This is a genomic window from endosymbiont of Euscepes postfasciatus (genome assembly GCF_004296535.1).
In the GTDB taxonomy this organism is placed as follows: Bacteria; Pseudomonadota; Gammaproteobacteria; order Enterobacterales; family Enterobacteriaceae; genus Nardonella.
Genome location: NZ_AP018159.1, coordinates 182,021 through 204,342, shown reverse-complemented (window position 1 = coordinate 204,342; position 22,322 = coordinate 182,021). Strand labels below are relative to the sequence as shown.

Annotated in this window: 20 protein-coding genes and 3 tRNA genes; 5 read left to right on the top strand and 18 right to left on the bottom strand. The window is 15.7% G+C overall.

Going from position 1 to position 22,322, the window contains the following annotated elements:
* Window positions 1-11 precede the first annotated feature (11 nt).
* Window positions 12-1,292, top strand: a complete 1,281-nt coding sequence (locus NAREPO1_RS01135) for a GTPase (protein ID WP_130624173.1) — start codon at window positions 12-14, stop codon at window positions 1,290-1,292.
* On the opposite strand, the gene NAREPO1_RS01130 is transcribed toward NAREPO1_RS01135, so the two are convergent.
* The gene (locus NAREPO1_RS01130; protein WP_130624172.1) at window positions 1,279-1,905 is read right to left on the bottom strand and encodes a hypothetical protein; all 627 of its coding nucleotides are present in this window, start codon (window positions 1,903-1,905) and stop codon (window positions 1,279-1,281) included. The two genes, NAREPO1_RS01135 and NAREPO1_RS01130, sit on opposite strands and share 14 nt — an antisense overlap.
* A gap of 30 nt (window positions 1,906-1,935) precedes the next feature.
* On the opposite strand from NAREPO1_RS01130, the gene NAREPO1_RS01125 reads away from it, so the two are divergent.
* On the top strand, window positions 1,936-2,337 hold the full coding sequence (locus NAREPO1_RS01125; protein ID WP_130624171.1) for a PTS sugar transporter subunit IIA: 402 nt from the start codon (window positions 1,936-1,938) through the stop codon (window positions 2,335-2,337).
* A 72-nt stretch (window positions 2,338-2,409) separates the two neighbouring features.
* On the opposite strand, the gene cspE is transcribed toward NAREPO1_RS01125, so the two are convergent.
* From cspE to rpsB, 7 genes are all read right to left on the bottom strand, one after another.
* Complete coding sequence (cspE, locus tag NAREPO1_RS01120) at window positions 2,410-2,616, bottom strand: transcription antiterminator/RNA stability regulator CspE (protein ID WP_130624170.1); 207 nt, start codon at window positions 2,614-2,616, stop codon at window positions 2,410-2,412.
* A gap of 168 nt (window positions 2,617-2,784) precedes the next feature.
* On the bottom strand, window positions 2,785-5,550 hold the full coding sequence (gene dnaE, locus NAREPO1_RS01115; RefSeq protein WP_130624169.1) for a DNA polymerase III subunit alpha: 2,766 nt from the start codon (window positions 5,548-5,550) through the stop codon (window positions 2,785-2,787).
* Between the two features lie 9 nt (window positions 5,551-5,559).
* Entirely contained in the window at window positions 5,560-7,932 is a 2,373-nt protein-coding gene (gene bamA, locus NAREPO1_RS01110) for an outer membrane protein assembly factor BamA (RefSeq protein ID WP_130624168.1), read from the bottom strand.
* Between the two features lie 5 nt (window positions 7,933-7,937).
* Entirely contained in the window at window positions 7,938-8,687 is a 750-nt protein-coding gene (gene uppS / locus NAREPO1_RS01105; protein ID WP_408642722.1) for a polyprenyl diphosphate synthase, read from the bottom strand.
* A 26-nt stretch (window positions 8,688-8,713) separates the two neighbouring features.
* Window positions 8,714-9,286 (bottom strand): ribosome recycling factor, encoded by a 573-nt coding sequence (locus NAREPO1_RS01100; RefSeq protein WP_130624166.1) that lies wholly within the window; start codon window positions 9,284-9,286, stop codon window positions 8,714-8,716.
* A 17-nt stretch (window positions 9,287-9,303) separates the two neighbouring features.
* Complete coding sequence (gene tsf, locus NAREPO1_RS01095) at window positions 9,304-10,101, bottom strand: translation elongation factor Ts (protein WP_130624165.1); 798 nt, start codon at window positions 10,099-10,101, stop codon at window positions 9,304-9,306.
* Window positions 10,102-10,105: 4 nt separating this feature from the next.
* Window positions 10,106-10,777, bottom strand: coding sequence for a 30S ribosomal protein S2 (gene rpsB, locus NAREPO1_RS01090; RefSeq protein WP_130624164.1), 672 nt, complete (start codon window positions 10,775-10,777; stop codon window positions 10,106-10,108).
* A 95-nt stretch (window positions 10,778-10,872) separates the two neighbouring features.
* Here rpsB and map point away from each other — a divergent pair, with 95 nt between their 5' ends.
* Window positions 10,873-11,640: a type I methionyl aminopeptidase gene (map, locus tag NAREPO1_RS01085; RefSeq protein WP_130624163.1), complete on the top strand. Its 768-nt coding sequence runs from the start codon at window positions 10,873-10,875 to the stop codon at window positions 11,638-11,640.
* Window positions 11,641-11,692: 52 nt separating this feature from the next.
* On the opposite strand, the gene xth is transcribed toward map, so the two are convergent.
* The 4 genes from xth to NAREPO1_RS01065 form a co-directional block, all read right to left on the bottom strand.
* On the bottom strand, window positions 11,693-12,502 hold the full coding sequence (gene xth / locus NAREPO1_RS01080; protein WP_130624162.1) for an exodeoxyribonuclease III: 810 nt from the start codon (window positions 12,500-12,502) through the stop codon (window positions 11,693-11,695).
* 28 nt (window positions 12,503-12,530) lie between these two features.
* Window positions 12,531-12,602, bottom strand: a tRNA-Gln gene (locus NAREPO1_RS01075).
* Between the two features lie 17 nt (window positions 12,603-12,619).
* Window positions 12,620-12,702, bottom strand: a tRNA-Leu gene (locus NAREPO1_RS01070).
* Between the two features lie 11 nt (window positions 12,703-12,713).
* A tRNA-Met gene (locus NAREPO1_RS01065) sits at window positions 12,714-12,788 on the bottom strand.
* An 81-nt stretch (window positions 12,789-12,869) separates the two neighbouring features.
* Between NAREPO1_RS01065 and glnS the strand changes: the two genes are divergently transcribed.
* Entirely contained in the window at window positions 12,870-14,471 is a 1,602-nt protein-coding gene (gene glnS / locus NAREPO1_RS01060; protein WP_130624161.1) for a glutamine--tRNA ligase, read from the top strand.
* Here the strand turns inward: glnS and NAREPO1_RS01055 are convergent.
* From NAREPO1_RS01055 to gyrA, 3 genes are all read right to left on the bottom strand, one after another.
* A complete protein-coding gene (locus NAREPO1_RS01055) occupies window positions 14,458-15,546 on the bottom strand; it encodes a D-alanine--D-alanine ligase (RefSeq protein WP_130624160.1) in 1,089 nt (362 codons plus the stop codon). The genes glnS and NAREPO1_RS01055 overlap by 14 nt on opposite strands.
* Window positions 15,547-15,550: 4 nt before the next feature.
* Window positions 15,551-16,708, bottom strand: a complete 1,158-nt coding sequence (locus NAREPO1_RS01050; protein ID WP_130624159.1) for a porin — start codon at window positions 16,706-16,708, stop codon at window positions 15,551-15,553.
* 86 nt (window positions 16,709-16,794) lie between these two features.
* A complete protein-coding gene (gene gyrA / locus NAREPO1_RS01045) occupies window positions 16,795-19,311 on the bottom strand; it encodes a DNA gyrase subunit A (RefSeq protein ID WP_130624158.1) in 2,517 nt (838 codons plus the stop codon).
* A gap of 134 nt (window positions 19,312-19,445) precedes the next feature.
* Between gyrA and ssb the strand changes: the two genes are divergently transcribed.
* Entirely contained in the window at window positions 19,446-19,937 is a 492-nt protein-coding gene (gene ssb / locus NAREPO1_RS01040) for a single-stranded DNA-binding protein (protein ID WP_130624157.1), read from the top strand.
* 39 nt (window positions 19,938-19,976) lie between these two features.
* Here the strand turns inward: ssb and mreC are convergent, their stop codons facing one another.
* Genes mreC through aroQ form a run of 3 tightly spaced genes read right to left on the bottom strand, consistent with a single transcriptional unit; the run spans window position 19,977 to window position 22,298 of the window.
* The gene (gene mreC, locus NAREPO1_RS01035; protein WP_130624156.1) at window positions 19,977-20,741 is read right to left on the bottom strand and encodes a rod shape-determining protein MreC; all 765 of its coding nucleotides are present in this window, start codon (window positions 20,739-20,741) and stop codon (window positions 19,977-19,979) included.
* Window positions 20,742-20,765: 24 nt separating this feature from the next.
* The gene (locus tag NAREPO1_RS01030) at window positions 20,766-21,824 is read right to left on the bottom strand and encodes a rod shape-determining protein (protein WP_130624155.1); all 1,059 of its coding nucleotides are present in this window, start codon (window positions 21,822-21,824) and stop codon (window positions 20,766-20,768) included.
* A 24-nt stretch (window positions 21,825-21,848) separates the two neighbouring features.
* Window positions 21,849-22,298, bottom strand: a complete 450-nt coding sequence (gene aroQ / locus NAREPO1_RS01025; RefSeq protein WP_130624154.1) for a type II 3-dehydroquinate dehydratase — start codon at window positions 22,296-22,298, stop codon at window positions 21,849-21,851.
* Window positions 22,299-22,322 lie beyond the last annotated feature (24 nt).

Sequence of the window (22,322 nt, the reverse complement as noted above, 5' to 3'; positions counted from 1 at the left end):
TTTATATTATTATGAAAATAAAAATTTCTTTAATTGGAAAATCTAAGGTTGGAAAAACTTTTTTATTTAATAGATTAACATCTTCTAAATCTATAATATCAAATATTAAAGGAACTACTAGAGATAGAGAATACAAAAATTTTATATATAAAGAAAATATAATAATTATAGATACTGGATCTTTAATTGATAATCCTAGAGAATTTAATGAAAATATATATAAACAAACTAAAATGGCGATATTAGAATCAAACATAATTTTTTTTATAGTTGAATTTTTTAACTTTAATAAAATAGATTTTGAAATTTTCAATTATATAAAAAAATTTAATAAAGAAATTATATTAATAATTAATAAAATAGATTTAAAAAAATATAAAGAAAATTATAATTTTAATTCTTTAAATATTTTATATACATATTATGTATCTGTAAAAAAAAATATTGGTATGAAAAATATTTTTAAATATATTATTAATTTAGATGTAAAAAAAAAAACTTTTAATAAAAGTATTAATATAATAAATGATATAAATATGCTAATACTAGGAAAATTTAATTCAGGAAAATCTACTTTTATTAATAAAATTTTAAAAAATGATAGATTGGTGGTATCGAATTGTAAAGGAACAACCTTAAATAATATAGATACTTATTTAATATATAAAAATTATAAGTTTATTTTTACTGATACTTTTGGAGTAGATGATATTGAGCATAAAAAAAAATATAATAATTATATTTTAAATATTCATAAAAAGTATGATTTTATAATATATATTATTGATATGAATAATATTTTATCTAACAAAGATATTTTTTTTATTCAAAAAATATACAAATTAGATAAATTAATATTAATTTTTAATAAAATAGATTGTTTAGATAAGTTTTGTATATTAAATTATAAAAAAGAAATAAGTAATAAATTATATTATATTATTAATAATATAAGAATATTTTATATATCTGCATTACATAATAACGTAGATTTTATAGTAAAATATATATACAAATTATTTATTAAATATAAAATAAAAATAAAAACTAAAACTATAAACACATTATTACAAAAATCTAATTTATTATTTAATATATATAGTAAAAAAGAAATTAAACCTAAATTAAAATATGCATACATTTTATCAAATAAAAAACCTTTTAAAATAATAATATATGGTAAAAATATAAATTATATAAATATTAATCATAAAAAATTTTTAAAAAATTTTTTTATTAAAAATTTAAATTTAAAAAATAATTTTATAGAATTTTACTTTAAAGAATATTAATTTTTTCATTAATTATATCAAATATAATTTCATTATTTGTATATCCATAATTAATAAATTTTATTTTTTTATTATATATAAAATTTTTAATTTTGTTTTTAAAATTATTAGTATTTATTATCCAATTTATATTTTGATTATATATTATATAATTTATTATTTCTTTTAAGTTATATATATATTTTTTTATTTTATATTTGTTAAGTTTCAATTTACATATTACTAATAAAAAAGTATTATTTGTTATATTTATAATTATTAATATATTATTATTATTATTATTTTTTATATTTTTTTTTTTTATTTTATATAATATAATTTCATATAAAGATAATTTTATTAATGGTATATTTAATCCTATTGATAATCCTTGTGATATACTTAATCCAAATTTTATACTAGATATATTAATTGGATCATTTATAGAAGAAATTAAATTTATATTATTAATATTTATATTGTTATTTTTAATAATATTATTTAATTCTTTTAAAATTACATTTAAATGATTTTTATATGAATATTTTTTACTTTTAATAATATTATTATTATATAATAATAATATATTACATTTTAATTTACTTGTGTATATATATAATATATTTTTATTCATTTTATTTTTATAATTTTTATTATTTTATTTATGAAAATAGCAATTTTATTATGTACTCATGGTAGATTATCTATCTATCTTATGAAATCGTTAGAAATTATATTAGGAAAACAAAATAATTTTTCTTGTATATATTTAGACTCAGATAATGATTCAAATAAATATATTAATAATATTTTTGTAAAGAAAATAGAAGAATTAAATATTAAAAATGGAATTATATGTGTAACGGATATTTTTGGTGGAAGTTTATTTAATATATCTTATAACATTCTTAAAGAAAAAAAATATAAATTTTCTATAATATCGGGAATTAATTTACCAATGTTAATAGATTTTTTTATGAATAAAAATAATAAAAGTATAAAAACAATAACTAAATCTTTAATAGAAATAGGTAAAAATAGTATAAAAAATATAAATAATTTTTAAAAAAAAATATTTTTATTTAAAAAAATTTACAAATGAAAAATAATTTTGTAAATTTTTTTAAAATAAAAAATATTATAAAGTTGTAACATTTATAGCAGAAGGACCTTTTTGACTTTCTTGTATTTCAAATTCAACATCTTGACCTTCAGATAATGTTTTAAAACCACTACCTTGTATTGAAGAAAAATGAACAAAAACATCTTTAGTTCCATCACTAGGAGTAATAAAACCAAAACCTTTTGATTCATTAAACCATTTTACTTGACCTTTTATTCTCATTTGATTTAAAATTAAATATATTTTCTAAATGTAAATAAATTAAATAAAAAAAATTATTTAAAAAATTTATTATATTATATAATTAAAATTATTTTTTAATTATTTATAGTATATATTATATATTATTTATTTATAAATTCAATATTTTAATTATTTTTTTTAAATTATTTATATTAAATTTTTAAATAAATTTATTTGTTTATTATTTATATTATTAAAATATTGTTTTGATATATTAAAATATTTATTTATAAAATCATTAATGTTTTTTATTTTTTCAAAATTAATAATATTATTATTAATTAATATTTCTAGATTTTTTTTTCCAATTTTACTTAAATTTACTCTTGTAGAAAAATCTAACATATTTTTATAAATTCCATATTTTATTCTATTATCTATTATTTTTTTTATTATATTTTCAGATATTCCTTTTATAAATCCTAATCCATATTCAATTTCATTATTTTTATTTATATAAAATTCATATTTACTTGAATTAATATTAATTTTATTTATTTTTATATTCAAATTATTACATTCTTTAATTAAATTTATTATTTTACTATTATTATTTATTTCTAGATTCATTATAGATAGCATAAATTCTTTTTTATAATTAGATTTTAACCATAATGTTTGATATGCAATCATAGCATATGCTGTTGAATGTGATTTATTAAAACCATATCCTGAAAATTTTTCAATAATATTAAAAATTTTTTCTGATGTATTATAATTCATATTATTATTTTTCAATATTATTCCATTAATAAATTTTTCTTTTTGTTTTCTCATTTCTTTTGTATTTTTTTTACTTATAGCTATTCTAAATAAATCAGCTTCTATTATTGAGTAATTTGAGAATTTTTGTGCTATTTCTATTATTTGTTCCTGATATAATATTATTCCATATGTACTATATAATATTTTTTTAAGAATATTACTTTTAATATCCATACTAGGGTAGTATATTTTTTCTTTTTTATTTTTTCTATTTATATAATTATCAACCATTTTAGACTTTATAGGACCTGGTCTAAATAAAGCTATTATATCAATTATTTCTTCAAATTTATTAGGATTTATTTTTTTAATTATATTTTTTATTCCTTTAGATTCTAATTGAAATATAGCATTTGTTAATCCTAATTTTAACAAATTAAAACTATTTTTATCTGATAATGATATTTTATTTATGTTTATATTTTTATTATATCTAATATTAATTAATTTTATAGTTTCATCTATTAAAGATAAAGTTTTTAATCCTAAAAAATCAAATTTAACTAATCCTGATTTTTCAATATCATTTTTATCAAATTGAGTTATATAACAATTATATATATTATCATAGTAGACTGGAATTAAATTAGTTATTTTACAAGGAGTTATCACTATACCTCCAGCATGTTTTCCTATTCCTTTTATTATTCCTTCTAGTTTAATAGAAACGTCAATTAAATATTTAATTTCATCATTTTCATTATATAGATTCATAAATTCATTTATTTTAAAACATTTTGATATTGTCATTCCTGGTATATTAGGTATTATATTTGTTATTTTATTTATAAAACCATATGGATAATTTAATACTCTACCTACATCTTTTATTGATGATTTTGCTGTCATACTATTAAATGTAATTATTCTAGCAACATTATTAATACTATATTTATTTATTATATGATTTATAACAAAATCTCTTTTTTTTACACAAAAATCTATATCAAAATCTGGCATTGATAATCTATTTGGATTTAAAAATCTTTCAAAAATTAAATTAAATTTTATAGGATCTAATTCTGTTATATTTAATACATATGAAACTAATGATCCAGTTCCAGACCCTCTTCCAGGTCCAACAGGAATATCATTATTTTTTGACCATTTTATAAACTCCATTACAATGAGAAAATATCCAGAAAATCCCATTTTATTTATTATTTTTATTTCTTTATATAATCTATCATAATAAATTTTATGTTTTTTATAATCTATGTTATTATCTTTTTCATTTATTTTTTTATATAATTTGTATTTACTATATCTATATAAGATTTTTTCTGTAGATTTAAATTTTTTATAAAATTTTGGTAAATAATATTTATCAAAATTTAATATAACATTACATCTTTTATATATTTCAAATGTATTTATTATAGCTTCTGGAATGTCTAGAAATAAATTATTCATTTCTTCTTCGGATTTTAAATATTGGTTCACTGTATAATTATTTTTAATTCCATGTATATTTTTATTTATAAGTATTTTAATATTATGTATATCAAATTCATTCTTATTTATAAAAATTACATTATTTGTTGCAACAATGGATATATTATATTTTTTTGATATTATTTTTGATTCATTTATATAAAGTTCTTCATTTTTAAGACCTATTCTAGATATTTCTAAATAAAATTTATCTTTAAAAGTTTTTAAATATAAATTTATATATTTTTTTAAATTATTATTATTATTATTATTAATTATTGATTTTCCTATATATCCATTTATTCCTCCAGATAATACAATGATTTCATCTTTATATTTAAATAATATATCATTATTTACTATTGGATATTTATTATATTTTTTTTTAGATTTTATGTATGATTCTGATATTATTGATATAATATTTTTATATCCTAATAAATTACAAGCTATTAATGTTAAATAACAATAATTATTATTATTATTATTATCAAAATCATTATTTATTAATATATCTATACCTATAATCGGTTTTATTTCATTTTTACAAGATTCTTCATAAAATTTTATTAAACCAAAAAAATTATAAAAATCATTTATTGCTACAGATTTCATATTAAATAATTTAATTTTTTTAATAAGATTTTCTATTTTAATAATACTATCAATTATTGAATATTCACTATGTACTTTTAAATGAATAAATTTATTCATAATAAAAAATTATTTTCTATTAAATTTAAATTGAAAATTAATTATATTATTTGAATCACAATATTTTATAGGAATAGAATACGATGTATTTATATTTCCTATTTTTAAATTAATTTTTGCATTTATACCAAATGACATATGATCATGAAACGATAATATATTTTTAAAAATGTTATTTCCTAGATATAAATTATTACTTGAATCAATAAATAATGATATTTTTAAAAAATCTTTTATATTATTAAATATTAATTCTATAGGTAAATATATTTCATTTATAATATTTATTTTAGAATTATTTTTTAAAATATTTAAATTTTCACAATTTTCATCTATATTACTATAGTCAATTTCTTCTATACAATTTGACTTAAATCCTCTTATATTATCTATATAATTTTTAATCAATCCATATTCATAAAATGGTATTTTATTATTAATATCTGGCATAATAAAAAATATTATTTCATTTTTTAGACTTATATAATCATTTATTTTATTATTATTTAAATATTCAAACAATAATCTATACAAATTTATTCCAAAAGGTAAAAGATTATTATCAGTTGAAAAGCTTATATTTAAATATTTTTCTTTATATTTATTTACGTTATAAATATATTTCATTTTTGTAAATAAATCAATTTTATTAAATTTAATGTATTTATCACTTTTATTTAAATCAATTATATTTTTTGGAATATTATCATTAAAAATATTTTTTTTAATTATTTCATTAATATTTTCTTCAAATTCATTAAAATTTATAGTTCTTGTTGAAAAACATAATCTATTTTCAGTATTAATTTTATCATTGATATTATTATTTATAGAACTAGATAAACCAGAATCTTTTATTCTTAATACATCTGAATTATTATTTACAGTATTTAAATTATCAAATATTTTACATTCATATTGTTTATTATTTTTTAATAAATTATAGGGATTTTTTATATCACATGATAAAAAATATTTTGGATCGTTGTATATAGCTTTTAATAATAAAGAATTTCCAGATCCAAGCCAATTTATATTATTGTAATTACATTCAAAATTTAAAGTTTTACTATTTAGATTTGCTCCTACACTAAAATTATTAACATAAGGCTCTTTTACAAAATAAATTAAATCTATTAAATTATCTATTTTATATATTTTTTTTGTATATATATTTATTTTATTAAAATATTTAAATTTATTTAATTCTAAAATATCACTTTTTGTTTGAAATATATTAAATTCTGTTTTTTCTTTTTGTTTCATTTTATTTTTTAAAACTTTATCTAAAGTTTTTTTATTTCCATATATTTTTATATTTCTAATATTTAATTTATCTTGAATATCTATTTCAACATTTATATCTAATGTACATTTATTTTTATTTAAATTACTAATTAATATATTTATTTTTGGGTTTTTGTAACCTTTTTTTAATAAAAAATTTTTTATTTTATTTTTTACATTATATATTTTTTTATAATTATAAATTTCATTTTTTTTAAAATTACAAAGAGAATTTATATCTAATTTATGTAATTCATTATAATTCCCATTTACAATAAATTTATTTATTAAAAATATTTTCCCTTCATTGATAACTAAATCTATATCAATAGAATTATTTTTTTCAATAAATTTTGTATTTAATTTATTAATTGAAAAATTTAAATAGCCTTTTTTTTTATATATTAAATTTAATTTTAATAAATTATTGAGTAATTTATTTTTATTATATACTGTTTTAAATAATCCATAATTTATATCTAATATATTTAGTATACTTTTTTTATTTAATAATCTATTTCCTTCAATATTTACATTATTTATTTTAGTAAATTCTCCTTCATTAAAAAATAATGTAATATTTATTTTATTATTATTTATATTTTCTATAATATCTTCTATATTAAAAAAAAATTTACCATTATTAATATAAATTTTTTTTATTTCTTTTTTAAAATCAAATAAATTTTTTTCATTAAATATTTCATTATTATTTAGATTAAATTTTTTTAATATATTTATTAATTCAGTATTATTTAATAATTTATTATTAAAAAATTTAATATTATTTATTAATTTATTTTCATTTATATATATTATTAAATCGTTATTTTTAATATCAATTTTAATATTATTAAACAATTTAGTATCATATAAATATTTGATTATATTTTTAATATCACTTTTACTTATATTTTTATTTTTATAATTTTTTATTTTATTTTCTATAATATCTTTAGAAAAATTATTTACACCAATAATATTAATTTTTTTTATTAAAAATTTATTATTATCATCAGCATATAATATATTATTAAAAAAAATATTAATTAGTATTATAAAAAAAATAATGTTTTTAATAATTTTTTTAATCATTATTTTTATCCTTTATTAATTAAATTACCAAACTTTCTTGTTCTTTTATAAAAAGAAATTAAAGCTTCTTCAAAATTAAATTTATCAAAATCAGGCCATAAAGTTTTAGTAAAATATAATTCAGAATAAGCTATTTGCCATAATAAAAAATTACTTATTCTTAATTCACCGCCTGTTCTTATTAATAAATCTATAGGAGGAGAGTTGTAAGTAGATATATTTTTATTTATTATAGATTCATTTATATCTTCTATAGATATTTTTTTATTTTTTATTTTATAAAAAATTTTTTTTATACATTGAATTATATCCCATTTACCTCCATAATTTGCTGCTATATTTAATATTAAACCAGTATTATTTTTAGTAATATTTTCTGATTCATATATATATGTTCTTAATTCTTTATTAAATTCTATTTTTTCTCCTATTATATTTAATTTAATATTTTTATTATTAAGTTTATATATTTGTTTTTTTAATGTTTTTTTAAATAAATCCATTAAGTAATTAACTTCTGTTTCTGGTCTTTTCCAATTTTCTGTACTAAAAACATATAATGTTAATGCTTTTATATGATAATATATTGATATATTAATTATTTTCATAATAGATTTTAGACCTTCTTTATGACCAAAATATCTTGATTTACCATTAATATTTGCCCATCTTCCATTACCATCAGCTATTATTGCTACATGGTTAATTATATTTTTTATTTTTTTTAATTTATTTAAATACAAATTTCTATTCATCATAATATTAAATAATTATAAATTTTTTATGTTTTTAAAAATTTATTTTTTTTATTTAAAAAGAATAAATCTAATTCATAAATAAAATTATTTATATTTATATCTATTTTTTTTAATAAAAAATTTTTATTATCTTCACTTAATTTATTTGTTTTTAATAAATATTTTATTTTATTATTAAAATCTCTTCTTATATTTCTAATATTTATTTTTGCAAATTCTAATTCTTTATTTATAAAATTTATTATTTTTTTTTTTTTTTCTATAGTTATAAAATTTGTTGTTAATATTATACTTTTATTATTTTTCGATATATTAAAATCTAAATAATTATTTTTATTTAGTGATATATATATATATTTTAGATTTTTTTTATCATTAGGAATAATTTCTATTGAATTATTATTTAATAAATTTATATTAGATATTTCATATATTTTTTTTTTTGTTTTATTATTATCAATATCTATTTTTATATTATTTACTAAACATGTTGACATTTTATCAATATGTATTTTATTAACAAAATCCTTAAAATCATTAATTTTTTTATATATAATACTATTTAATTCTTGTATTATTTTTTCTAAATTATTCATATTATTTTAAAATTTTTTTATATATTTAACATTTTAAATTTATCTATTTTAATTTCATACTTATAAAATAAATCTTTCATTTTTAAATTATTATCCATTATAAATATCTGTTCTTCTAAAATTTTTTCTTTTAAAAAATGATTTATTTTTTCTTCTATTAAATTATTTTCATTTATTTTTTTATCTTTATATTTATTAATAATAATATTTCTTATATTATTAATATCATTTTTTTTAATATCTGATTTATATATATAAATTGGATTACTAAATATAATTTGCATTAATATAAATTTTAGAATATTAAAATTGTTATCAATATTATTAAAACTTTTAAAATTAACTATAACACCTCTTTTATTAATATGAACATAATTTTTTATTAAATTACCTTCTAAATATTTAAAATCTTTTATTATTAAGTTTTCTTTTAATTTAAATATCAATTTTTTATATTCTAAATTAAAATTATTTCTTATTATATCAAAATCTTTTATTTTATTAGATATACAAAAGTTTGATACTTTTTTATAAAAATTTAATACATTATCATTTTTTAATACAAGATCATTATTACTTAATAATTTCATTATAAATCCATAATCATTATTTTCATTAACTTCTGATATTATAATTCCATATTTATAACTACTATTATATAAATTATTATTTTTAATATTAAAATTGTTTTCATATTTTTTTAATATTAAAATAGCAGTATTAATATCATTATTTGATTCATCTAAAGCTTTTTTACAATCTATTATATTAATATTTGTTAATTCTCTTAATTTTTTTAAATTTTTATAATACATAAAATTATTTTAATATTTTATAAATTGATGATAAATAAAAATCAATAGATTTAATAGAGTCATCATTACCAGGAATAATATAATCAATATAATCAGGATTAGAGTCTGTATCCACTATAGAAAAAATAGGTATATTCATTTTTATAGATTCTTTAATAGCAATTTTTTCATAATTAGCATCTATTACAAAAATAGCATCTGGTAATTTATTCATATTTTGTATACCATATAAATTTTTTTTTAATTTATTTAAATTTCTTAAATATATTATAGATTCTTTTTTAGTAAATTTATTAAATTGTAAATTTTTATAGTTATTATATAATAATTTGTATTTTTTAATAGATTTTTTAATAGTTTTCCAATTTGTTAAAGTTCCCCCTAACCATCTATTATTTATAAAAAATTGATTACAAGATTCTGCGTAATATTTAATCTTTTCTTTAGCTTCTTTTTTTGTTCCAACAAATAATATTTTTCCATTATTATTTATAATGTTTTTTATTTTTTTTAAAGCTATATTAAATAATACTAAAGTTTTGTCTAAATTTATAATATGTATACCATTATGAATTCCATATATATATTTTTTCATTTTAGGGTTCCAATTTTTAATAGAATGTCCATAATGAACATAATTATTAAACATATTTTCTATAGATATATTATTTTTCATAATGATAAATCAGTATTTTATTATTTTAATATTTTAAAGATTATTTTTATTATATAATAAAAATAATAGTTTTAAAAAAATAATTATTTTTTTATATGATAAATTTAAAAACAGATTTATGTAAAATGAGATTAGTTGGAAAAATAGCATCTAAAATTTTAGAAGATATAGAATATTATATAAAACCTGGAATAAGTACTGGTAAAATAGATGAATTGTGTAATAATTTTATAAAAAATAATAATGCTAAATCAGCTACATTTAATTATATGGGATATCCTAAAAATATATGTACATCTATAAACAATGTAGTATGCCATGGAATTCCTTCTTACAAAAAAATAATTAAAATTGGCGATATTATAAATATAGATATTTCTTTAGAAAAAGATGGTTTTTATAGTGATACATCAAAAATGTTTATAGTAAAAAAAACTAATAGTATTGGAAGAAAAATTTGTGATGTAGCAAAAAAAAGTTTATATTTAGCTATAAAAATTATAAAACCTGGAATTAAATTAAGAGAAATAGGAAAAACTATACAAAAATTTGTAGAATATAATGGATTTTCAGTTGTAAGAGATTATTGCGGACATGGAATAGGTAAAAAATTACATGAATATCCACAAGTATTACATTATGATTCTTTAACTCAAGATAATATAATATTAGAACCTGGAATGTGTATTACTATAGAACCTATGATTAATTCTGGATCTTATAAAACTAAAATTATGAAAGATGGATGGACTGTTAAAACAAAAGATAATAGTTTATCCGCTCAGTATGAACATACAATAGTAATAACTGAAAAAGGATTTGAAGTAACAACGTTAAGATCTTATGAAAATATTTATTTTTAAAAAAATTTTTTTATTTTTATTTTTTTTTATTTATATATTTATTTAAAAGTAATTATATTAAAAATTTTGATAATATTGGTATATGATCTGATGTTTTTTTTGAAAATTTTATTTCATATTTTATATCTATATAATCACATAAATCGAATAATATTTTATTTGAAAACATATAATCTATTCTTAATCCTTTATTTTCAATAAAATTATTATTTTTAAAACTAAACCATGTAAATTTTTTGCATTTAAAATATTTATTTCTATATATATCTATAAGTCCGCAATTTAATATTTTAATAAAAATTTTTTTTTCTAATAATGTAAATGGACAAATTTTATTTTTAATCATTTTTACTAGTATTTTATTTTCTATTCCAATATCAATTTTTTTATTTAAAATATTCATATCTCCTATAATTAATATATAAAGATTTTTACAATTTATTATACTTTTTACGTAATGTATAAATTTATTTAAAAAAGATAATTTATAATTAAATTTTATTTTATTTTTTATATTATCTCCTTGTGGAACATAAATATTTATTATTAATAAGTATTTATTTTTTATATAAAACTCTCCTATAATTATTCTATATTTAAAATCAGTATCTGAATTTAAAAAATTATAATAAATATTATTAGGTTTTATTTTTGATATTAAAGCAACTCCAAAATGATTTTTATTTCCATTGCAATAAATATTATTATATCCATATTTATTAAAATATTTTATTGGAAATAAATTATTACTAATTTTTGTTTCTTGCAATCCAATTATATCTGGATCATATAAATATATTATATTTTCTAACTGTTTAATATTTGATCTTATTCCATTTATATTAAAAGAAATAATTTTCATAATAAAAAAAATTAAAAGTTATAAAAATCTGGGGCACTAGGATTCGAACCTAGGATAACGGGATCAAAACCCGTTGCCTTTACCACTTGGCTATACCCCAAAATTTTTTTTAAAAAATGCGGAGAACGAGATTCGAACTCGTAATTCATTAAGAACTAGGTTCTAAGCCTAGCGCGTTTACCTAATTTCGCCATCCCCGCATAAAACAAAATAGCTACGACAGGAATTGAACCTGTGACATCAGCGTTATGAGTGCTGCGCTCTTACCAAACTGAGCTACGTAGCTATAACTATTATATTTTTATTATAATATAATTTTATATTATAATTTATATTTTAATATAAAAAAAATATATATAAAACAATTATGGATACAAAAAATTTTATACTTAATATAATAGAAAAAGATATAATTAAAAATAATTTAACTAAAATAAATACTAGATTTGCTCCTGATCCAAATGGATATTTACACATAGGACATGTAAAATCTATATTAATAAATTATTTAATAGCAAAAAAATATAATGGAAATTTTAATATTAGAATAGATGATACTAATCCTATAAATAGAAATGATATTTATATAAATGAAATTATAAATAATATTAAATGGTTAGGTATAAAATATAATGGAATTGAAAAATATACTTCAAATTATTTTAATGAAATATTTAAATTTGCTATTATCTTAATAAAAAAAAAATTAGCTTATGTAGATGAATTACCTATCTCAATATATAAAAAATATAAAGGAAATTATAATAATTTAGGAATAGACAGTCCATATAGAAATAGATCTGTAAAAGAAAATATTGATTATTTTTTAAAAATGAAAAATGGATTTTATAAAGAAAATCATGCATGTTTAAGAGCAAAAATAAATATGAAATCTTCTAATATCATTATAAGAGATCCTATTTTATATAGAATAAAATATAAAAAACATTTTAAAACTAAATATAATTGGTGTATATATCCTACTTATGATTTTTCTCATTGTATATGTGATTTTTTAGAAGAAATTACGTATTCTTTATGTACATTAGAATTTCAAAATAATAAAATATTGTATAATTGGATATTAGATTCTTTAGATATAAAAAATAAACCTAAACAATATGAATTTTCAAGATTAAACATAGAATATTTAACATTGTCTAAAAGAAAACTAAATATTTTAGTAGAAAAAAATATAGTTACAGGATGGGATGATCCAAGAATGCCAACAATATCAGGATTAAAAAATAGAGGCTATACTTCAAAATCTATAATAGATTTTTGTAATAGTTTAGGGATAACAAAAAAAAATAGTTTAGTAAAAATAAAAAATTTAGAATTTTTTATTAAAAATGATTTAAATTTTAAATCTATAAGAATTATGTCAGTTATTAATCCAATCAAATTATATATAATTAATTTAAAAAAAAATTTTTTTATAAAAACACCTTTAAATCCTAATAATCTAAAAAATGGATATAAATTAATAAATTTTTGTAATGAGTTATATGTTGAAAAAAATGATTTTATAAATAAAGAAAATTTTAATAATTTAATAGGTAAAATATTTAAATTAAGATATTCATATATATTAAAAATAATAGATATAGAAATAAAGAAAGATATTATAAATAAAATTTATTGTATTTATTATAAAAATACTATTAATAATTTATATTTAAAAAATAATAAAGTTAATAAAATTATACATTGGGTATCTTGTAAATATAATTTTATATCATATTATATCTTTTATGATTATATATTTAAAAATATTAATTATTTAAAAAACAAAAATATATTAGATTATATTAATAATAATTCTATTATAATAAAAAAAGGATTTACAGAAAAAAGTAATTACATTTATTCCAAAAATATTTATTATCAATTTGAAAGAATTGGATATTTTAATATAAAAAATATTAATAATAATAAGATTATATTTAATAATATTATAAATTTTTAATTTTTTTTATAGATGAATATATAATAATAGAAATTAATTCTTTTATATTTAAGATATATTTATTCCACATTTTAATATATAAACTTTTTTCTGTAAATCCAGGAATTGTATTTATTTCATTTATAAAAATTTTATTATTTTTATTTATAATAAAATCTATTCTTGCTAAACTTTTACATTCTAATATATTAAAAATCTTATAAGATAAATTTTTTATTTTTTTATTTATAATTGAATTTTCTTTTATTTCTTTAATTTTTATATTATTATCAAAATATTTTTGTTTATAAGAATAAAAATTATTTTTTCTATATATTTCAAAAGAATTACTTACTTTTATTTTTCCAAAATAATTTATAATTCCACATTCTATTTCTTTCCCAATTATTAATGGTTCTATTAATAAGATATCTGAATAATTAAAAATTTTTAATATTTTTTCTTTATTAAAGTCTTTTTCAGATTTTATTAAATTTATACCTATAGAAGATCCTTGATTTGATGGTTTTACAAAAAATTTTTTTGAATTAATTTTTTTTGCTATACCTTTATAAGATAAATTGATTATATCATTCTTATATATTTTAAAATATGGTATTATAGGAAAATTATTATTTTTTAATACATCTTTAAATATATCTTTATTTGAAGATATACAAGAACTTTTTAAATTTGATCCTATATATGGTATTTTTAGTGAATTTAAGATTCCTTGTAAATTTCCATCTTCTCCAAATATACCATGTGTTATTGGAAAAAAAATATCTGGTATTATTTTCTTATTTTTAAAATTATTTGAAGTTATATAAGGAATCTTATTATAAACTATTTTTAATATATTTGATTTTTTATTTAAAATACGTTTTAAATTATAAAATGTATAATTTATATTTATATCAAAATCTTCTAAATGAAAAGTTCCATTTTTATTTATTCCTATTAAAATTAAATTAAATTTATTTAAATCAATATTATTTATTATATTAATAGCTGATTTAATAGATATTTCATTTTCTAAAGAAATACCTCCATAAATACAAGCTACTAATATTTTTCTATTATTACTACTAATCATTTTTTTAAAATTTATATATTGTTTCTAATGAAAAAGTATTATCAACATTTATTTCCACATTTTTAGTAAATGAATTTTCTTTTAAAAAATTTATACATAAGTTTGCTATAATTGAAATATCTTCATTTATTTTATAATCAATTCCAAAATTTAAACTTTTTGTTAAATATTGATCTAGATCATTTTTTATGTTTTTTGAAAATATATTCATATATAATATATATGGGTAAATGTTTTTTATAAATTTTAATTTAGCCATAATTTCTATTGTATCAACTGTTGGAGCAAATCCACAATAATAATATTTACGTAATATAGAAGCTTCTTCAAATATATAATGTCTTATATAATGATTATTTATATTACCATAAGGCATCATAAATTTACTATTTGCATATAATGAAGCTATATATATATTGTCATTATCATATTTAAACGCTACACCATATGAACTTGCGTATTTATTTTTTAACTGATCAATATCTATCATCATTTGATCAACATTTCTTTCAGATTGAGTAAAAGCAGCTGATACAGTAAAATCACTTATATTATAAGTTAAAGAATAACCACAACCTATTCCATTACTGTATTTAATTATTTTTCTATTTCTTCTATGTATAGTACTATCATTTTTAAATTGAAATTGAATATTTGTACTTAATCCGTTTACTAATTCAAATAAATTATCATTTTTGTAAGAAACTACATTATTAGATCTATTAAACATAAAATTATCAAAACTATTATATTCATTATTAGAAAAAGGTATTTCATTATGAACATCAAATACATCTCTCATAACTCCATTATTTTTCCCATAACTAAATCTTCCATATTTATCATGTATAATTTCCATATATCCATTTTTTAATTTACTTATTAAAAAAGTATTATTATCATTAATATTATTACAATACATATCGTTAGATAATTTATTTAATAAACTTATAGAATCATTTATTTCAGATTTTATTTTTATTTCTGCACTCATTTTAGTATTTTCACCAAAATCTTCAGATAAATCATATTTCATAATTTTTCTTTTTAAAATTCTATATGTTTGTTCTATGTCACTATTATAATATTCTGATGAATAAGATGTTGATATATTTATTAATAATAAAACAATTATTATAAATAATTTAAATATATTAAACATATTTTTTTTCCTTTAAATTATAAAAATATTTACAGAATAATTATATATTAATTTGTAATTTTAGTAAATTTTTTAAAATTATAAAATTAATTAAATCTCTTAATATCTACAACTGTTTCAGTTTTACTTATTTTTATCAATTTAACACCTAAAGTGTTTCTTTTAGAAATTCTTATTTCATTAACTTTTAATCTAACTATTGTTCCTGTATCTGTTATTATTAATATTTGATCATTATTATTTACTTCTATAGATTTTATTATTTTCCCAGTTTTGTTTGTTATTTTTGTAGATATTACTCCTTGTGTAGCTCTTGATTTAACAGGAAATTCAATTTTTTCTGTTCTTTTACCAAAGCCATTTTTTGTTATAGTTAATATTTGATTATTATTATTTTCAGATATTATTAATGATACTATTCTATCATTTTTATTAAGACAAATTCCTTTTATTCCATATGAATTTCTTTTTGTTAATCTTACATTATTTTCTTTAAATCTAACTGATTTACCATTTTCTGAAAATAACATAATATCATTATTACCATTAGTTATATTTATATCTATTAATTCATCATTTTTATATAATTTAATAACAATAATTCCAGAATTTCTAGATTTTATTAATTCTTTTACTAAAGTTTTTTTTACAAAACCCATAGATGTAGACATTAAAAAATAGTTATTATTATTAATTTTCTCTGAGTCAATAGAAATTATTGAAGTTATTCTTTCATTTTTATTTATATTTATTAAATTATATATTGGTTTACCTTTTGAATATTTACTTGATTCAGGTAATTGGAATATTTTCATTTTATACATTTTGCCAATATTTGAAAATAATAATATATCTTTATTAATATCTGATATTAATAAAGATTTTATGAAATCTTCAGATTTTATTTTTGTAGATGATTTTCCTTTTCCTCCTCTTTTTTGAATATTATAATGAGATAATGGTTGATATTTTATATATCCATAATAAGATATTGTTATTATAACTTTAAATTCTTTTGTTAATATATTTTTATTTTCAGTATAAAGTTTATCATCAATAATTTTTGTCAATCTTTTATCTTTATATAAATTTTTAATTTCTAATAATTCTTTATAAATAGAATTTTCTAAACTATTTTTATTATTTAATATAGATATACACTCTTTTATATTATTTATTAATAAATTATACTCATTTATTAATAATTCATTTTCTAATTTTGTTAATTTATACAATTTAAGATCTAAAATAGATTTTATTTGTTCATCATTAAATTTATATATATTATTATTTATAATATTTTTTGAAATTATATTATAATATTTATTTATATTAATTTTAAAATTTTCTAAAATTTTAAATTCTATATTTTTTAGTTTATTTTTTGTTTCTTCTAATGAATTAGACTCTTTTATTATATCTATTATGTTATTTATGTTATATATAGTAATTATAAAACCTTCTATTATATTTATTTTTTTATTATATTTGTTAAATAAAAATAAATTTTTTCTATATATAATATTTTCTCTATGTTTTATAAACTCTAATAATATGTCTTTTAAAGACATTAATTTAGGTTTTTTATTACATAAAGCTATCATATTTATATATAAATTATTTTGTAATTGTGTATTTATATATAAATTATTTAATATATTTTCTTCAGAAAAATCTTTTTTTATATCAATAACTATTCTTATACCTTCCTGAGAAGATTCATCTATTATATTATTTATTCCTATTATTTTTTTTTGTTTAATACAATCTATTATTTTTTCTATTAATTTTATTTTATTTATTTGATAAGGTATTTCTTTAATTATTATAAATTTATCTCCAGTATTTTTATTTATTTCTATATCAATTTTTGATTTAATAGATATTTTTCCTTTTCCAGTTCTATATATATTTTCTATGTCATTTTTATTACAAATAATTCCTCCAGTAGGAAAATCTGGACCTGGTATATATTTTATTAAATCTTTTACACTTATATTTTTATTTTTTATAATTGCTATACATCCATCAATAATTTCATTTATATTATGAGGTGGTATATTAGTTGCTACTCCAACAGCTATCCCATATGATCCATTTATTAATAAATTAGGAATTCTTGTAGGTAAAACTTCTGGTATTTCTTCAGTATTATCATAATTCATATTAAAATTTACTGTATTTTTATCTATATCTTGTAACAATTCGTGAGAAATTTTAGACATTCTTATTTCTGTATATCTCATTGCAGCAGCGGGATCCCCATCTATTGATCCAAAATTTCCTTGACCATCTATTAAAGGATATCTTAATGAAAAAAATTGAGCCATTCTTACTATAGCGTCATATACTGAATTATCTCCATGAGGATGATATTTTCCTATAACATCTCCTACTATTCTAGCTGATTTTTTATAATCTTTATTATAATCATTTTTTAATATACTCATAGCATATAGTATTCTTCTATGAACTGGTTTTAGTCCGTCTCTTACATCAGGTAATGCTCTACTTATTATTACAGACATAGCATAATCCAAATATGATTTTTTTATTTCTTTTTCTAAACTAATAATATTATTGTTATTTTTATTATTTTCCATAAATTTTATAAATTAATTTATATATTTTAAAATTTAATTTTTTATAAATTTAATTATGATAGAATATATCACATATATATATTATACTTTATAAATATAAACATTTTTTTAATTTATTATAATAGGTAATTATAATGTCTAATAAAAGCATAAACAAAGTTATATTAATAGGATATTTAGGTCAAGATCCAGATTCAAAATATACTAATAATGGTAATATGGTAACTACTATAAATTTAGCTACATCTAATAAATGGAAAGATAAAAAAAGTGGTGAAATTAAAAATAAAACAGAATGGCATAGAATTGTTTTTTTTGGAAAAATAGCAGAAATATGTTCAGAATATCTTAAAAAAGGATCTTATATATATGTTGAAGGACAATTACAAACAAGAAAATGGAAAAACCAAGAAGGTATAGATAAATATATTACAGAAATTATAGTTAGTGTTAATGGAATTATGAAAATATTAAATAATATTAAACAAAATTGGAATGAATCTTCTTTTATTAAAAATAATAGCGAAATAAAAAATAATATTGATGAAGATGATGATAATGAAGAAAATGATGATGATGATTTCAATATTAAAGATAATTTCGAAGATGATGATATTTCATTTTAAATAAAATTATTTATATTATTTAAAAAATTAAAAAAAAAATTATTTATTTATAATAAATACATTTTTAATTAAGAATGCATAAAATAATGGTTTTATATAAATTTTATTTATTCTAAAATTTTTTATTTTTACGTATTTAACTATAGCTACAGGTATATTTTTTATAAATTTATTATCTAGACCTGATGTAAGAAATATATCACCTATTTTAATATCGTCTTCGCTTATCATTTCATTATCAATATGATAAAAATATAACTCATTTTTATATCCACAACCTTTTAAAATACATTTAAAATTACTTCTTTTTATAAAAGATGGAATTAATATTTTTTTACTACAAATAGATAAAAAATTACTTTTATCTTTATATACATTTATTATTTGTCCAATAACTCCATTTTTATCTAATACTACTTGTCCAACTTTTATATTATGATTTAATCCTTTATTTATAGTATAAACATTATTAATTATATTTCTATTTATTACACATGCTTTTATTATATTAAAATTTATTTTTTTTAAAATATTTTTATTATTATTAATATTTCTTTTTAAAATTAAATTTTTAAATTTTTCATCATTTAATTCATTTTTTAATAAATCTATTTCAGATAATAATTTAGAATTATTTTTAAACAATTTTATATAATTTTTAATCAAACTATTTTTATTATATATATAATTATAATAATTATAAGAAATCATTTTATTTAAAAAATTATTACAAAATTTAAATTTATATAAAAATATTAATATAAAAGTTATAAAAATAATTTTTTTTACTGTTTTTATTTTCATTTTTTATAATTTTTTAAATATTAATTAATAATAATTATTAAAAATATTTATATTATCACATTCATCAATTAAATCTAGAGCTTTTCCTCCTCCCTTTACTACACAAGTTAAAGGATCATCTGCTATAGTAACTGATATTCCAGTATGATATTCTATTAATTTATCTATATTTCTTAATAAAGATCCTCCTCCTGTAAGAATCATTCCTTTTTCTGATATATCAGATGATAATTCTGGAGGACACTGTTCAAGAGCCACCATTATTGAACTTATTATATTAGATAATGGTTCTTGTAAAGATTCTAATATTTGATTAGAATTAAGAATAAAACTTTTTGGAATTCCTTCTGATAAATTTCTTCCTATTACTTTATATTCAAGTATTTTTTCATCTTTGAATGCAGTTCCTATATTATATTTTATTTTTTCTGCTGTTACTTCACCTATTAAAGATCCATAATTTCTTCTAACATAATGTATTATATATTCATCAAATTTATGACCTCCAATTCTAATTGAAGATGAATATACTATTCCATTTAAAGAAATTATAGCAACTTCTGTTGTACCTCCTCCTATATCTATTATCATAGAACCAGTAGGTTCTGAAACTGGTAAATTAGCTCCTATTGCAGCTGCCATAGGCTCCTCCATTACAAATACATCTCTAGCTCCTGCACTATATGCTGATTCTTTTATAGCTTTTTTTTCAACTTTTGTAGCTCCTGATGGTGTGCATATTAAAATTCTAGGACTAGGTCTAATAATTTTATTTTTATGTATTTTATTTATAAAGAATTCTAACATTTTTTCTGTAACAGAAAAATCAGCTATAACTCCATCTTTTAAAGGTTTAACTGTTAATATATTTTCTGGTGTTCTTCCTAACATTTTTTTTGCCATATTCCCTACTGCTGCAACTTTATTTGGCACTCCATTTTTATCTTTTATAATAGATACTACTGATGGTTCATTAAGAACTATTCCTTTTCCTTTTACATATATTAAAGTATTAGCTGTTCCTAAATCAATTGATAAATCATTTGAAAACATACCATTGATTTTTTTTAAAAATGAAAACATATTATCTTATTTTTTTTTGATTATTTATAATAATTTATTTAAATATATATTAGCAAATTCTAGTGAATAAAAATAACCTTTTGTTCCAAAACCACAAATAACTCCTAATGATATATCAGATATGTATGAAAATCTTCTAAAAGTTTCCCTAGAATATATATTAGAAATATGAACTTCTATTATAGGAAGATTAGTTAATTTTAATGCATCTCTTATAGCAATACTTGTATGTGAATATGCTCCAGCGTTTATAATTATAAAATTTATGTTATTAATCTTAAATTTATGTATAAAATTAATTATTTTACTTTCAGAATTTGATTGAAAATGTATTAAATTTATATTTAATTTTTTAGAAAAATCTTCTAATTCTTTAATTAAAATATTTAAAGATTTATTTCCATAAATTTCATTTTCTCTTGATCCTAATAATCCTAAATTTGGACCATTTATTAAAAAAATATTAAAATTCATTATTTGTTAGTTTTAATTTTTTAA